The 15,534-nt window shown below is 39.6% G+C and carries 16 protein-coding genes; 8 read left to right on the top strand and 8 right to left on the bottom strand.

All coding sequences use genetic code 11. The features are described 5' to 3' along the window. Positions 1–5: 5 nt before the first annotated feature. Positions 6–476 carry an Hsp20 family protein gene (locus ND2E_RS14000; protein WP_033093244.1) on the top strand — a complete coding sequence of 157 codons (471 nt, stop codon included), beginning with the start codon at positions 6–8 and terminating at the stop codon, positions 474–476. A 290-nt stretch (positions 477–766) separates the two neighbouring features. Further along, positions 767–2,158 carry an FAD-dependent oxidoreductase gene (locus tag ND2E_RS13995; RefSeq protein ID WP_033093245.1) on the top strand — a complete coding sequence of 464 codons (1,392 nt, stop codon included), beginning with the start codon at positions 767–769 and terminating at the stop codon, positions 2,156–2,158. 35 nt (positions 2,159–2,193) lie between these two features. Here ND2E_RS13995 and ND2E_RS13990 read toward each other — a convergent pair whose 3' ends face one another. Then, on the bottom strand, positions 2,194–2,547 hold the full coding sequence (locus tag ND2E_RS13990) for an MGMT family protein (RefSeq protein ID WP_033093246.1): 354 nt from the start codon (positions 2,545–2,547) through the stop codon (positions 2,194–2,196). 107 nt (positions 2,548–2,654) lie between these two features. Between ND2E_RS13990 and ND2E_RS13985 the strand changes: the two genes are divergently transcribed. Further along, a complete protein-coding gene (locus ND2E_RS13985; protein WP_033093247.1) occupies positions 2,655–3,113 on the top strand; it encodes a YaiI/YqxD family protein in 459 nt (152 codons plus the stop codon). An 81-nt stretch (positions 3,114–3,194) separates the two neighbouring features. Here the strand turns inward: ND2E_RS13985 and ND2E_RS13980 are convergent, their stop codons facing one another. Further along, positions 3,195–4,025: an ion transporter gene (locus ND2E_RS13980; protein WP_052056378.1), complete on the bottom strand. Its 831-nt coding sequence runs from the start codon at positions 4,023–4,025 to the stop codon at positions 3,195–3,197. After that, entirely contained in the window at positions 4,025–4,684 is a 660-nt protein-coding gene (locus tag ND2E_RS13975; protein WP_033093248.1) for an MBL fold metallo-hydrolase, read from the bottom strand. Before ND2E_RS13975 ends, ND2E_RS13980 begins: the two co-directional genes overlap by 1 nt. 208 nt (positions 4,685–4,892) lie before the next feature. Between ND2E_RS13975 and ND2E_RS13970 the strand changes: the two genes are divergently transcribed. After that, positions 4,893–6,230: a sodium-dependent transporter gene (locus ND2E_RS13970; protein WP_033093249.1), complete on the top strand. Its 1,338-nt coding sequence runs from the start codon at positions 4,893–4,895 to the stop codon at positions 6,228–6,230. 119 nt (positions 6,231–6,349) lie between these two features. Here ND2E_RS13970 and ND2E_RS13965 read toward each other — a convergent pair whose 3' ends face one another. The 3 genes from ND2E_RS13965 to ND2E_RS13955 form a co-directional block, all read right to left on the bottom strand. After that, complete coding sequence (locus ND2E_RS13965; protein ID WP_223303572.1) at positions 6,350–7,033, bottom strand: substrate-binding periplasmic protein; 684 nt, start codon at positions 7,031–7,033, stop codon at positions 6,350–6,352. Between the two features lie 213 nt (positions 7,034–7,246). Then, complete coding sequence (locus ND2E_RS13960; RefSeq protein WP_223303573.1) at positions 7,247–8,608, bottom strand: DNA recombination protein RmuC; 1,362 nt, start codon at positions 8,606–8,608, stop codon at positions 7,247–7,249. Positions 8,609–8,719: 111 nt separating this feature from the next. After that, entirely contained in the window at positions 8,720–9,523 is an 804-nt protein-coding gene (locus ND2E_RS13955; protein WP_052056380.1) for an IclR family transcriptional regulator domain-containing protein, read from the bottom strand. A gap of 194 nt (positions 9,524–9,717) precedes the next feature. On the opposite strand from ND2E_RS13955, the gene ND2E_RS13950 reads away from it, so the two are divergent. The 4 genes from ND2E_RS13950 (at position 9,718) to pcaF (ending at position 13,977) form a co-directional block, all read left to right on the top strand. Continuing rightward, positions 9,718–10,488, top strand: coding sequence for a 3-oxoacid CoA-transferase subunit A (locus tag ND2E_RS13950; RefSeq protein ID WP_052056382.1), 771 nt, complete (start codon positions 9,718–9,720; stop codon positions 10,486–10,488). Continuing rightward, on the top strand, positions 10,485–11,228 hold the full coding sequence (locus tag ND2E_RS13945) for a 3-oxoacid CoA-transferase subunit B (protein WP_052056384.1): 744 nt from the start codon (positions 10,485–10,487) through the stop codon (positions 11,226–11,228). The genes ND2E_RS13950 and ND2E_RS13945 overlap by 4 nt, the downstream gene beginning before the upstream one ends. Further along, positions 11,228–12,538 (top strand): aspartate aminotransferase family protein, encoded by a 1,311-nt coding sequence (locus ND2E_RS13940; protein ID WP_033093251.1) that lies wholly within the window; start codon positions 11,228–11,230, stop codon positions 12,536–12,538. Before ND2E_RS13945 ends, ND2E_RS13940 begins: the two co-directional genes overlap by 1 nt. 209 nt (positions 12,539–12,747) lie before the next feature. Further along, the gene (pcaF, locus tag ND2E_RS13935; RefSeq protein ID WP_033093252.1) at positions 12,748–13,977 is read left to right on the top strand and encodes a 3-oxoadipyl-CoA thiolase; all 1,230 of its coding nucleotides are present in this window, start codon (positions 12,748–12,750) and stop codon (positions 13,975–13,977) included. Positions 13,978–14,091: 114 nt separating this feature from the next. On the opposite strand, the gene nudC is transcribed toward pcaF, so the two are convergent. Both nudC and ND2E_RS13925 read right to left on the bottom strand, forming a co-directional pair. Next, positions 14,092–15,138: an NAD(+) diphosphatase gene (nudC, locus tag ND2E_RS13930; RefSeq protein WP_033093253.1), complete on the bottom strand. Its 1,047-nt coding sequence runs from the start codon at positions 15,136–15,138 to the stop codon at positions 14,092–14,094. Next, the gene (locus tag ND2E_RS13925; protein ID WP_033093254.1) at positions 15,138–15,476 is read right to left on the bottom strand and encodes a winged helix-turn-helix transcriptional regulator; all 339 of its coding nucleotides are present in this window, start codon (positions 15,474–15,476) and stop codon (positions 15,138–15,140) included. Before ND2E_RS13925 ends, nudC begins: the two co-directional genes overlap by 1 nt. Between the last annotated feature and the right edge of the window lie 58 nt (positions 15,477–15,534).

Consider the following 15,534-nt stretch of genomic DNA (forward strand, 5'->3'; position numbering starts at 1 on the left):
TTATTATGCGTAACTCTACAGATTTCAGCCCTCTATATCGTTCATTTATTGGTGTCGACCATTTAGCTAGCTTAATTGACAAAGCTTCTCAACCTGGAAAACAATCATCATACCCGCCTTATAACATTGAGTTATTGGCCGAAAATCAATACCGTATTACTATGGCCGTTGCAGGTTTCAGTGAAGATGATATTGATATTGAATCTAAAGACAATAGTTTAATCATTGTTGGTACTAAGCAAGTTGCTGCCAATTCAGATCAGGAAAATACTTCAGCTCCTCGTCATTTTTTACATCAAGGTATTGCCGAGCGAAATTTTGAACGTAAGTTTCAGTTAGGTGAACACGTAAAAGTCATCGGTGCCTTTATGGAGAACGGATTATTGCACGTGGATTTAGAGCGAGAGGTGCCAGAAGCATTAAAACCTCGAAAAATAGCGATTAACGGCAAAAGCTTATTAAATGTAAATTCATAAACCTTCACTTATTCATGTTTCTCCTTTTGTTTTGCCCAGTCTTTGACTGGGCTTTTTTGTTTTACTATGCTACTTAAATAGTTATACCAATTTCACTAACTAAGTTTTATATTCAGGCGGTCAAAATATCCAACAACATTGTTGCTTAAAATTCCAAAAGCCAGCTAATACTTAATCAAGCGCATTGTTCTTGAAAATTTATTCTCACTGCATATTTTACATTGGAAACTGTAACCTTAATTAATGCGAATGGTATTAAATAGTCTGAAAATAATTAAGTAGCAACGCCATTGACTGAATTATCAAACTTTAAAGATAAAATTACTATCGCCGGGGCAGGTCCTGTTGGCGCTATGCTAGCCATTATTCTATCGCGTGCCAATCACCTAGTCGATGTCTATGAATCACGCCCTGATCCTAGAGCGCACAATGCACAGCAAGGTAGATCTATTAATATTACCTTATCAGAGAGGGCGTGGGCAGCCCTTGAAATTATCGGTCTTGATAAACAGGTACGTCAATTTGCTACGCCCCTCTATAAACGTGTATTTCATAGTAAAAATGGACACTTATCAGAGCACAGTTATGGTAAAAAAAATCAAGCTATCTGGTCTATCTCAAGAGAAAAGTTAACTGAAATATTGCTCAACCAAGCCGAGCAAGAAGCACAAGTGAACTTGCATTTTGAGCAGCGATTAACACACATTGATTTTACCACTGCTTGCACTTCTTTTAGCTACCTGAAAGCTGGCAGAAAAGGTCATAAAGAAGTCGATGCAGATTATGTATTTGCCGCTGATGGTGCCTTTTCTAAAGTCAGGCGTCTCGCTCAGGAAACGCCACGCTTTAGTTATTCTCAACGTTATATGGAGCAATCTTATATAGAATTAACCATAGCAACAAATGTCGATGGTAGTCCAAAGCTATCTCCTAATGCCAGTCATATTTGGCCTCGCAAAGACTTCTTATTAATTGCACTCCCTAATAATGACGGTAGTTTTACTTGTACCTTATATTTAAATTACCAAGGGGAAACTTCATTTTCTTCACTTACAACCCAAAAGACAGTTCAGGATTTTTTTCACCATAACTTTAGTGATGTTATCTCCCTGTTAGAAAACCCAGTCACTGAATTTCTAAAAAAAACACCTAACCCACTATTTTTAGTAAATGTTGACCCTTGGGTGATCAATAACAAAGTCGCGTTAATTGGTGATGCTGCTCATGCCATGTTGCCTTTTTATGGTCATGGTTTAAATAGTAGTTTTGAAGATTGCCATGTCATTGCAGAGCTTATTCAGCGACACAATGATGACTGGATAAAAATTTTACCTGCTTATTATTTACAGCGTAAAGATAACACCAACGCGATCAGTAAATTATCTAATGACTATTTTTTTGACATAAGCCATTTTGATACAGATAACGATGAGTTATTAAGTCAAAAGATAGCCGATAAATTCGCACTAAAATCCCCCGAACTATGGCCCTCACTCGATCATATGATCAGCTTATCTCGTGATATTTCATATGCAAAAGCCAGAGAAATATCATTAGAACAAAAAAAGATCATGACAGAAATAATGAACATTAAAGATATTCATTTATGCTGGCAGGAAGATGACATTTACCAGAAAATAAAAAAAATGGCCTTAATGAGGCTTCTACCACTATTGAAGTAACCCAAAAATAACAACCATTAAGCGATAAAAGTTAATTAAAACTCAAGAGCAAACAACAACTCAGATAAATCTGGTTGCCACTGGAAATCCTTCAGTTTAATTCTACTACCGATCACAACGACCTGCTCGTCTTGCAAATGATGCTTTTGTTTATCAAAATTATCACTGCCCGGAGGAAACGAAATCTTGCCTTGAGAATTAATGACTCGAAACCAAGGAACCGCTTGCCCTCTCCAGCCATCCTTTGGCACTTTGCCTAATGACTTGCCCACAAGACGCGCTCTACCAGGTAAGCCTGCTAAATCAGCGATTTGTCCATAACAAGCAACTTTACCTTGAGGAATTAATTGCACCGTTTGCCATATTTGTTGGTAATGTGGGTTTAGCATTTTATCTGTCCTGTTTGTACCCAAATTTTTAATTGCCGCATAAATTACTGTATCATAGCAGCATAAGTAAAAATAACGCGAGTGGTCAATAGACCCTAAGGTAAAACATGAAAATTTGGGTGGATGCAGATGCATGTCCAGTGGTGATCAAAGAAATATTATTTAAAGCAGCCGATAGAGCGAAAATTGCCATAACTTTAGTCGCTAATCATTATGTTCGAATTCCCCCTTCCCCCTTTATCAGCTTTATGCAGGTAAGTAATGGCTTTGATGTGGCTGACGATGAAATAGTTAAGCGTGTCGAGGCAAATGATTTAGTTATCACCAGTGATATCCCCTTGGCAGATGAAGTAATAGGTAAGTCGGGTATTGCCTTAAGCCCACGTGGAGAGCTTTATACTAAAGAGAATATAAAATCACGACTCAATATCCGTGATTTTATGGATACCATGCGTGCTAGTGGCGTACAAACTGGTGGGCCATCGGCATTAAATCAAACAGATAGGCAAAACTTTGCAAACCACCTTGACCGTATCATTACCCAATTTAACAACCACAATAGATAATCTATCTATTAACAATAGGCAGTGACTTTGGTGGATACTGCCTATTAATATGACTCACGATTTATTCAACACAAACTCATATCACTGCTCATTTTTGTCTAATAGCAGAGCTTTAATTTCAGCGATTTCATTTTCCAACTTATCAATTTGCGCACGACTAGCAGGCTCGCCACCATCACCCGTTTCTCCGTGTTGCTCAGCCCGAAACTGCTCATGTTCTTGGCCCATCACTTCCAATACCGTACCCACCATCATATTTAGAAAAATGAAAGCGGTTAGAAAGATAAAGGTTAAATAATATATCCAACTAAATGGATGTACTGCCATAGTTTCATACATGACATCAGTCCAATCTTCAAACGTCGCAACACGAAATAATGTCAACATAGATATAGAAACATCCCCCCATAATACTTCGTTGATTGGGTGGAAATACATACTACCAATAGCAGCGTAAATATAGAAAATGACAAACATCAGTAGCGCAATATACCCCATACGCGGTATCGCTTTAAGTAATGCATTAATCAACAGACGTAATTCTGGCACCATAGACACTAGACGTAGCACACGAAATACTCTCAATAATCGCGCCAACAACACGCCTGAGCCACCCGATGGTATTAGGCTGCCAATAACGATAACAGTATCAAAAACATTCCAACCATTTTTGAAAAAATGCTTTTTCTTGGGGCACGCTAAATAACGAATAGAGATTTCTATCGCAAAAAATACCGTAACCGCAACATCCAGAAGCAATAAAATTGAAACAACCTTAGAAGATAGGTTATGTGTTTTTGCGCCAATCAATAACGCTGATAATAAAATAACAGCAATGACAATACCTTGAAAAACCTTACTATTATCTATTTTTCTCAGTTGGCGTTGAGCCTTAAGTACCAACACCCCCATTATCTCAATCCTAGTGCAGCATCACTGACATGAGGGTTACTTCTTCGCTCTTGGCCAAAAGTACTCATAGGGCCATGTCCGGGAATAAAACGTACTTCATCACCTAAATTGAATAAATTATTACGAATTGAATTAATCAGCATTGCGTGGTCACCACGGGGGAAATCAGTACGACCAATTGAGCCACTAAATAACACATCGCCAACTTGGGCAAGTTTTGACTCGCGATGAAAAAACACAACATGCCCAGGTGTATGACCGGGACAAAAATACACTTCCATCACAACATTGCCAAAGCTAACCGTGTCACCTTGTTGCAAAAATCGATTTGATGTAAATTTTTTAGCATAAGCAAAAGCACCGCCAAAACGTTGCTTTTGCTCTTCAATACTGTCAATCCAGAATTGATCTTCCTTGTGTGGTCCTTCAATAGCGACATCGTAAGATGTTGCAAGATCATGAGTTGCGCCCGCATGATCAATATGCGCATGAGTGATCAAAATTTTTTCAAGAGTTAAACCATTTCTGGCAATGCCCGCTTTGATTTTTTCTATATCTCCGCCAGGGTCAACTACTGCTGCCATTTTAGTGTCACTACACCAAAATAACGTACAGTTTTGCTCAAAAGGAGTTACTGGGATAATTTCATGCTTTAACATATATTGCTCTTCAGTCGTTATTAATTTCAAAATGACAGTATTATATACTCAAGCTACTTCAATATGCGAGTTTAGGTCGTGCCTGTGTCCATAATTTATTCCACTACTTTGCTAACAAAAATGCAACAAAAGCCATCAATAGTACTTCCCCTCCGCGTCTTAACTCGGTAAGCTTTGCGCAACTAACTTTATCGACTACTCACTATTTATGACCACTGCTTCTTCTCGTGATTCCTTTCATTCTCGTCTTGGTTTTGTTCTCGCCGCTGCTGGTGCAGCTATTGGTTTGGGCAATATATGGGGTTTTCCCACTCAAGCGGCAAATAATGGTGGTGGAGCCTTTTTAGTTGTTTATTTAATCGTAACTTTTTTACTTGCCCTACCCGCGTTATACGCGGAGATATATATTGGCAATCAAGCACAAACTAATCCCGTGTCGGCCTTAGCGAGTGCATGTGGTAAACGCTTTAAAAGCGTTGGTCACTCTGCCGGCATTATAGGGATTATTGGCGCTATGATGATGCTAAGTTTTTACACCATAGTGGCCGGGTGGATGCTGTCCCATGCGCTTTCATCCTTAGCGGAACTCATCGGTTTGTTAGACTTATCACAATGGCTTTCAACCTCCAGTACAATGCGAAATGTGGTATTTACCCCAATCTTTATCGTGTTAGGCGCTGCTATCGTCCACCAAGGCGTACATAGTGGCATTGAGCGTTGGTCAGCTCGACTAATGCCATTATTATTAGTGATGTTACTTGGTCTGATTATATATATATTGCAGCAAGATGGCGCAAAAGAAGGATTGACGCTTTATTTAGTTCCAGATTTTACTCAGGTAACTGAGCCAACGTTGGTTATTTCTGCGATGGGACAAGCCTTTTTCTCACTGGCTATCGGTGTTGGTGCAATGATGGCCTATGGCTCATACATGCCTAAAGGACAAAGTGTTGGCAAACTCGTTTTATCGATAACATTACTTGATACTTTTATTGCTTTTATTGCTGGCTTACTGATTATTCCTGCTCTCTTTGTCGCTCAACATAGTGGACAAGAAGTCTTTATAGATGGTCATCTCATTGGTGAAGGACAACTTATTTTTAATATTTTGCCAACACTTTTTAGTTCTATGGGGAGCATTGGTTTACTAGTTTCTTTTGCTTTTTTCACCCTATTATCAATTGCAGCTCTCACGTCGACCATTTCATCTACTGAAGTACCCGTTGCATATTTAATTGAAGCTAAAGCAATGAACAGAAAGCGCGCGACCTGGTTAATCTCTGGGATAGTGTTCATCGCCAGTATGTTACTCATTGCCTTTTTTGAACAACTCTTTGGTTTAGTGATCCAACTTTTAACCACTATTTTACAGCCGCTGATGTCATTATTTTACTTTATCGTTGTCGGTTGGCTTTGGAAACGTGGTAATCAGCTGACGGATATTGCTCAGTTAAACAAACATACATCACTGAAATTACTAGCATTTTATTTGCGTTTTATCTGTCCTGTACTTTTAATATTCGTCTTTATTAATGTCGCTTTTTAAACGTTACTATCTGATAGTTTAATAAGACTAGTTACTGTGAAGAAATGAGAATTAAAGTGAATTGCATGTTCAACTAAGCAGAGTTATTTGCTGTTGATGCATTAGGAATATTAACCAAATTAGCGATGTTTCCGATAAATAGCTTCTATCGTTCCGTCAGTCGTCAGGTCTTTAATAATCTGGTTAACAGAGTCTCTTAGCGCTTTATCTTTAAAAGCAATATGTGAATAGACGTCTGGCCACAACCTATGAATGGTGAAGTCTTTTACTGCTGTTTTCTCTTCGTTTTTATAACGTTTGTCCGCTAAATCATGGAGAAAAATATGTATATCTCCAATGCGGACATCTTTCTCACCAGCAACCATCATATAAGTGGTTTCATCTGGATGAGAATACTCACTGTAATTAGGATTAGCCAGCGCCATTGCTTTAAAGTCATCTCCAAGCATCTCTTTAGCCCCCTGATAGGCAGCAATAGAATGACCTTGTAAATCAGAAATGTTGCTAATCTTTAGTTTGGCTGAATTTTTTGACACAGCGACATCGGTATAGCGAAAAACAGGTGTGGATAGATAACCATTAACTGGTGAGTTTAAAAAAATATTACACGCAACATCAATTCTCTGTCCTGAATTTATTTCATGTAACAATCTATTGTTACTCATATAAATAAACTTCACATTATAGTTTGGTAATTGCTTAAATATTTCCTCAGTCAGTTCAAGAAACAAACCATGGTGATCTTTTTCAACAAGAAAAGGTGCAAAGTTGCCAATACCTATCTTTAAGTCTTGCTTAGCCATTAGCAAACTTGATGTACAGAGTAGTGAGACCAATAACAAACGGCATAATATTTTAATCATATAAAATAGCCCTCTGACATAATGTTATAATGAGATTAAAGCAACTGATCAACGACCTTAGTCACTTTGCACAAGTCACAAGAACCAATAAAGCACAAATAAACAGCAAATAGTAGCTATTTTCTATAAATTAGACAGAAAATAGGACTATTATCACTTGGAATCAAGTAACTCTAACGGTTCTTTTTCACTGAGATCCACCTGTTCAATTTTCTCAAAACGGCTAGATATCTTATCTGCCGAGGTATGTATCTGCTTCACATCTGTCGCAGCTTGATCTATATGTCTAGCAAGATTGGCAAAGCGGCCTTTAAAGCGATTAAAGTCTTGTGCTAAATCTGACAAGTGCGCCTGAATAATATGTATTTGTTGACGTGTCGCCTCATCTTTAAGTACTGAGCGTGCAGTTGTTAATATCGCCATTAAGGTCGTTGGCGATGTCAACCAAACGCGTTTTTTATTTGCATATTCAACCAGTTCACTTTGGTGTCCATGAATCTCAGCAAAAATAGCTTCTGCGGGTATAAACATTATCGCACCATCTGCTGTTTCATTATCAATCAGGTACTTATCACTTATATCATTAATATGTTTTTTGATATCCATTTTAAACTGACGCATCGCTGATTTTCTTTCAGCCTCATGGGTTTCAAAGTCCACCATTTTTCGATAGTTCTCTAACGGAAACTTAGAATCTACAACAACATTACCTGTAGGTTTAGGTAAAAAAAGTACGCAATCGGCAATTTTACCATTTGACAATGTATGCTGTAATTTAAAGCTTTGTTCTGGCAATACATTTCTTATCAAACTATTTAACTGTACTTCACCAAATGCCCCGCGAGAGCGCTTATCATTAAGTACTTCTTGCAAGCTCACTACATTGGTCGATAACTCGGTGATTTTCTTCTGCGCATCATCGATTAATGCTAAGCGCTGCAAAATATCACTAAAAGTTTTTGTCGTTTTTTCAAAGCCCTCAGCCAAGCGTTTTTCTACTTGGCCACTAATCTCTTGTAAGCGGTTATCGGTCGCCTGAGTTAAGCCGTCAATGCGTTTACTCATTTGCTCACTGCTTTGTGCCAGCGTTTTAGCCAATTCTTCTCGGTTTGCTTGGCCGGTATTATTTAGATGGTTAATCACCTGGTCTAATGATTGACTTTGGTTAGTAGCCAGCTGGGTTTGTAACTCGTTAATTTGCCGCATAAGCTTGATACGTAAATCAGCCATTTGCTGTTCAATATTATTCGATAAATGCAGTTGTTGCTTATCATGGGCTTGTGTTAACTGCTGTTGGTTTACTTGTTGATAATGTTGCTGTAGATGCAACAATTGTTCTGAAAAGTGTTGACCAAATAACACTTGCATACGTTCTTCTTGTTCAAGACTTTGCGCGAGCACAGCATTTTTGATACTGCTTAATCGAAATAACACCCATATCAGCATTAAGAAAAACACTACTGCCAAAGTAAGCGCGAGTGGTAAAAGCTGTTGTGTCTCTATGAAAAAGTTCATACTGGATACCAATGTCATTAAATAATTGTTCACTTGGACTAACTAGACACTGTATTTTATTACAGTACTCATGAGCTATTAAAACATAACTCACTATATTCAACCAGCATTTTAGTAAGCTAACTGTTCAATAGCTGCTGCACAGGCTTTGAGCGCAGGTAAAATGCTCGTTAATACTTGCTGTTTTGTTGTTTGAGAAATATGCGTACTGATACTTAACGCCCCAAGAGCTTTTCCAGCCTGACTTCTTACTGGAACAGAAATAGAGGTTAAACCTAATTCTAGTTCTTGTTCTACCAAAGAATAACCTTGTTGTTGTACCCGTGAAATTTCAGCTGTTAATTCTGCTTTGTTCGTGAGGGTGAACGCAGTATATTGCTCTATGTGACAGGTTGATAAAAAGTCATCTAATACCACATCTTTCATATCTGCTAATAATACGCGACCTAGAGAGGTTGCAAATGCAGGTAAGCGAGTACCCACATTTAGGCTAACAGACATCACCCGTTTAGTGGTTGCAACACGCCCAACGTACACAACATCTTCACCTTCTAAAACCGCTGCAGAACATGACTCATTGAGCTGCTCAACTAACTGTTTCATCAAAGGTTTTGCATTTTTCCATACATCTTGAGAAGCCAGATATGAGAAACCCAACTTAAGAATTTTTGCCGTTAACGAAAACTGCTTTCCTTCTTGTTTTGCATAACCTTCACTGACTAAAGTTAGTAGAAATCGCCTTGCTGCAGCTCTCGTATAACCTGTTTCAGCCGCAACTTCAGACAAGGTCATCGTGGGTCTTTGCTGATCAAAGGCCTGAATAACCACTAAACCTTTGAGCAATGATTGTACAATTTCAGATGATTTGATCATAACTTGATCACCATCATGTTTTTCTTGTTCTTGCTTTGACATTGAATTACCTCAAACCTACACTAATGTTCGATATACTAACAAGTGTGCGCATGACGCACAAATTATTTTGATTAACTTAGTTTAATTAACCTTAACTAATTGTCTGGTGAATCACCTAGACTCTTAAATAATGCCAATAGGACGTATTTATTGCTCCGTTAGGTATAACACGAACATGATATGAGTAGGGCTAAATGATTGATAAAAGAGTAGCAAGTTGCGCCAGTGCTGTTGCCGATATAAAAGACGGCGATACAGTAATGATTGGTGGTTTTGGTGAAGCAGGTAGTCCAATAGAGTTGATTCACGCGTTAATCGATCATGGGGCAAAAAACTTAACCGTGATTAATAACAATACCGGCAGTGGCCGAGTAGGTTTAGCCGCGCTAATTGAAAATGGTCAAGTGGCTAAAATGATCTGTTCCTACCCGCGCACGGCTAATTCTTTAGTTTTCCCCGAGCTGTATCGCAGTGGAAAAATTGAACTGGAGCTTGTTCCTCAGGGTACATTAGCCGAACGTATTCGTGCTGGTGGCGCAGGCATTCCAGCATTTTTCACTAAAACCTCAGTCGGAACCCCACTTGCTGACGGTAAAGAATGTCGACGTTTTGAAGGCGATGATTATGTTATGGAACGCGGTCTAAAAGCTGACTTCGCCCTTATCAAAGCCAAACAAGCTGATAGATACGGTAACTTAACATTTAACAAAACAGCCCGTAATTTTGCGCCAATAATGGCGATGGCGGCAAAAAACACCTTAGTACAAGTCAATGAAATGGTTGAATTGGGTGTGCTTGATCCCGAAAACGTCATTACACCAGGCATATTCGTTAATGCGTTAATTGAGGTGACTCACCCCCAGCAAGAATCTCAACTAGTGAAAGATGGCATTGTTTATCCACAAACAAACAACCCAGCAACAAGCAGTATAAAAGAAGTAAACGTAGGAGAAACACAAGCATGAGCCAAGTAGCAGAAAGACAAAGCATTGAAACCAGCAAACAAATAGGCTGGAATCGAGAGCAAATGGCGCAACGCTGTGCACAAGATATTGAAGATGGTAGCTATGTAAATCTTGGCATAGGTATCCCTGAAAAAGTCGCTCAATATGTTCCTGATGGTAGAGAAGTTATCTACCACACAGAAAATGGTCTACTTGGCATGGGCGATTCTCCCAGTGATGAAGAGTTAGATGCTGATTTAATCAATGCCGGTAAAAAAGCAGTAACCGCTATTCCTGGTGCTTCATATTTTCATCATGGTGATAGCTTTGCCATGATCCGTGGCAATCACATCGATGTTTGTGTGCTCGGTGCCATGCAAGTTTCGATGAAAGGTGATTTAGCCAATTGGTCGACTGGCGCCGTTGATGCAATTCCTGCTGTAGGTGGTGCCATGGACTTAGTAGCAGGTGTTAAAACCATCTATATTATTACCCAACACACAACCAAAAATGGCGTAGCTAAAATATTACCTGAATGTACTTTCCCACTCACAGGACAAAAGGTTGTTAACCGAATTTATAGTGATTTATCTGTCATTGATGTCACAGAAAAGGGTTTGATACTTATAGAACTTGCCCCCGGTATTAGCTTTGATTACGTGCAAGAACGCACAGGGGTTGCATTAATTAATGGCCTTGCTCAAAAAAATGAACTTGCCAACAAAAACATTGTTAATAGCACAGATAAGGCGCAGCACTAATGACGACTAAAAGCGAGACATTATTTAACAAAGCAGTGAAGGTTTTACCCGGTGGTGTGAGTCGTAATACTATTTTTAGAAAGCCCTATCCATTTTACGCTGATAAAGGTGAAGGCTGTTATGTTACCGATATAGAAGGTGTTACCCGCATCGACTTTGCTAATAACATGGCCTCATTAATTCATGGTCATGCCTATCCGGCAATTGTTGAAGCCGTATCAGAACAACTGACTAAAGGCAGCTGTTTCACTATGGCGACTGAAGCTGAAGTTAACTACGCTGAGTTTTTATGCGAGCGAGTATCTAGCTTTGATAAAATTAGGTTTGTAAATTCGGGTACCGAAGCGGTCATGGCAATGCTAAAAGCATCACGTGCTTATACAGGTAAAGCCAAGATAGCCAAAGTTGAAGGTGCTTACCATGGCGCTTACGATTATGCTGAAGTAAGCCAAACAGCAAACCCCAGTAATTGGGGAGAACAAGATAAACCAAGCAGTATTCCCGTCGCTGTTGGCACACCAGCAAAAGCATTAGAAGATGTTGTGGTTATTCCTTTTAACGATCCCGAGCGAGCAATTAACATTTTAGAGCAACACAAAGATGAAATTGCCTGTATTCTTGTTGATTTACTACCTCATAGAGTTGGTCTAATTCCCGCCAGTAATGACTTTGTTAAGGCATTACATCAGTGGACCCGTGATAACAAATCACTTTTAGTTTTTGATGAGGTCATTACTTTTAGAACTAATTACAGTGGTGCTCAACAAAACTATGATGTTACGCCTGACTTAACGGCAATGGGTAAAGTGATTGGTGGTGGCTTCCCAGCAGGGGCTTTAGCGGGTTGTGATAAAGTAATGAAAGTACTCGATCCAACTGAGCCAAAGGTTTTATTACCTCACTCAGGTACTTTCTCGGCCAACCCAATTACCATGACAGCAGGTTTAGCCGCCATGAAAGACTTTGATCAAGCAGCCGTTATCAAGCTTAATCAACTTGCCAGCTATGCAAGAGAAGCCATTACACAAGCGATAGCCGATGTCGGTATTAAAGCATGTGTGACTGGTGCAGGCAGTATGTTTAGAATACACCTTAAAGCACAGCCGCCTAAAAACTATCGTGAAGCTTATGTCGATAAAAAAGAAAGCCAATTAATCACAAAATTACTCGATCATTTATTCGATAATGGCATTATGATGATAAATACTTGCACAGCAACATTATCAACCGTCATGACTAAAACAGAAATTGATCACTTAGTTTGCGCACTAAAGGATGGCTTTGAACTCATAAAACCAGACATGGCTTAACATGCTTTGTTATTCCAGTAGTTATTGGACAATGGATTCCCGCTCAAACACGTTGGGAATGACTTAAATTATAAGATGTAGGAGTTCAATTCAAAGATATTTGAATTAATTTCTAGGAAAAAGTACGGAGTTGATGACTATCAATGAGTACTTTTGACAACGAAATTATTCACATAGCAAAGGAGTGAAACCTACAAAGGAAATAAAAAATGAAAGACGTTTACATCTGTGACGGCGTACGCACGCCAATTGGAAAATATGCAGGCGCTTTATCATCAGTACGCGCTGATGACCTAGCCGCCATTCCACTTAAAGCATTAAAAGATAGAAATCCTACCTTAGATTTAGCACAAGTAGATGATGTTATTTTAGGCTGTGCCAACCAAGCTGGCGAAGACAACCGTAACGTCTCTCGCATGGCACTGTTATTAGCAGGCTACCCAACTCAAGTGGCGGGTTGTACCATTAATCGTTTATGTGGCTCGGGTATGAATGCCATCGCCATGGCGACAAATGCAATCAAAGCTGGCGAAGCAGAGATGTTAATTGCTGGTGGAGTTGAAAGTATGTCGCGCGCTCCCATGGTCATGGCTAAAGCTGAAACAGCTTTTTCACGAAGTGCGGAATTATTCGATACCACCTTAGGCTGGCGCTTTGTAAATCAAAAACTGCATACTGCCTATGGCACAGACTCTATGCCTGAAACTGCAGAGAATGTTGCTGAGCAATTTAATATTAGCCGTGAAGCGCAAGACAAATTTGCATTTGCTAGTCAAAGCAAAGCAAAAGAGGCACAAAATAAGGGCCGATTTGCCGAAGAAATAGTCCCTGTGGTTATCCCGAAACGTCGCGGTGACGATGTTATCGTTGAGAACGATGAACACTTGCGCCTTAGCCCGTTAGATAAACTAGCAAGTCTCAAAGCTCCTTTTCGCGAAGGAGGCTCAGTTACCGTAGGTAATACCTCTGGCGTAAATGATGGCGCAGCAGCGGTTATTCTCGCTAGTAAAGAGGCGGCCTTAGCAAATGGCTTATCCCCAAAAGCAAAAATACTTGGCTCTGCTGTTATTGGTGTTACGCCAGAAATTATGGGGATTGGCCCAGCGCCAGCGAGTGCTAAACTATTAAAACGTTTGGGCCTTAGCATTGACGATATGGACATCATTGAATTCAACGAAGCTTTTGCCGCACAAGCGCTCGCCAGTGCGCGTGAATTGGGCCTTGAAGATGATGATGCACGTTTAAACCCACAAGGTGGCGCAATTGCTTTGGGTCATCCATTAGGCATGAGTGGCACACGTTTATTAATCACAGCAACAAAACAGCTTGAGCGTAGCGGTAAGCGTTATGCGCTTTGTGCTATGTGTGTCGGTGTGGGCCAAGGCATTGCCATGGTCATTGAACGGTATAGTGAAAAATACAGTGAGAACGTACAGTAGCTATCTACCATAAAAACTATCACGAGAGAGAATAAGTAAAACGATAGTAACAAACGAATGATAAAAAGGGAGAATAACCTCCCTTTTTATCCTTTTTTCACTTTTAGCATGTTACTAATATTGTCCTATTTCTTTGTTCTTCCAAGCCGTGATCAAATAAGACGAAATTGAATCAACACTACTCATTTTGTATTCTGGCTTATCAAGAACATCTTGCTTTTCGTTTACTAAACTATTAACGCCAAAGTTAGCGAGTTGCTCGCGGGAAAACCACTGAGCATCTTCTAAATCATCTTGGCTAATATCAATATTGTCTGAAGTAGCCACTGCAGTAAAACCTAACATAACCGAGGCAGGAAATGGCCATGGCTGTGAGGCAATATACTGTGGATTTTCAACATGTATCGCTGTTTCTTCAACGACCTCTCTAATTACCGCTTGCTCAAGCGTTTCACCAGGATCAACAAAGCCTGCTAATGTTGAGTACATTCCCTCAGCCCAACTAGCTTGCCGACCTAATAAGCACCGTGGAATACCATCAGCGAACATTTTTTCTACCAACATGATCACCGCAGGATCGGTGCGAGGAAAACTCATATTCCGACAATCAGAGCATCGCCTTGCATGCCCCGCTTCTACTGAACGGTTGACATGCCCACATTGGCCGCAAAATTGATGACTTTTATGCCAATGTACTAAACCTTTAGCCAACGCTAATATTGAAGCATCAATGGCTGATAAGCTGGCAGTCACTTTTCTTAATCCTTGCCATTGCCCCAATTCACATAATACTTCTTGTGTTGAAAAGCGTAATTTATCAAAATCGATAGCAAAAATTGAAATTGCTGAAGACTGACGAGTATTACTATTACCGGTAATAGTAATATCTAAACGGTCATTTTCTCTCTTCTCAAGAGCAAGACTTGGTTCTTTTAGCTCTCCTTTACCTAAGTAAATACAGCTTTCCACACTTACTGTAGGTACTTGTGATTTACTAAGATAAATCGGCGAAAGAACATCACCTTGTTCAAAGAGACATTGGCCATCATTAATAACGCAAAATAGCGTCTCTTTACGGCTAAATTCTGCGGCTAACCAGCGCTTATTTTTTCGTTGGTTAGTCGCTCTATCTAATGGCATATTGCCATACGCTAATGTCATTACTTACTGTCTTCCTTAAGTACTTGTGCCCATCGAGAAGACCAGCTTCCTAACGGAGAAATAATGTCAAATAGGTCACGACCTTGATGAGTTAATTGATAACCAACTCCTTTGCATTCAACAAGTTGTAATGCTTTAAGTTCTTTTATTCGCGTATTTAACAAGGTGGGTGAAATTTTCTCACAGCGTTGTTGTAACTCTCTAAACGTTGCAGGACCACTGTGTAAATGCCAAATAATACCTAACGACCAAGTGCGGCCAAGTAAATCCAGTAATGCCATAATAGGCTTACCCGATTTTGAACCACGCACTTCTAATCCGGGAAATGGTATTGTCATAGTTACTACTACAAAGAGAAAACACCATGCTACAATATTTGTAGCATGGTTACCATAA

The organism is Colwellia psychrerythraea (assembly GCF_000764225.1).
Taxonomy (GTDB): Bacteria; Pseudomonadota; Gammaproteobacteria; order Enterobacterales; family Alteromonadaceae; genus Colwellia; species Colwellia psychrerythraea_D.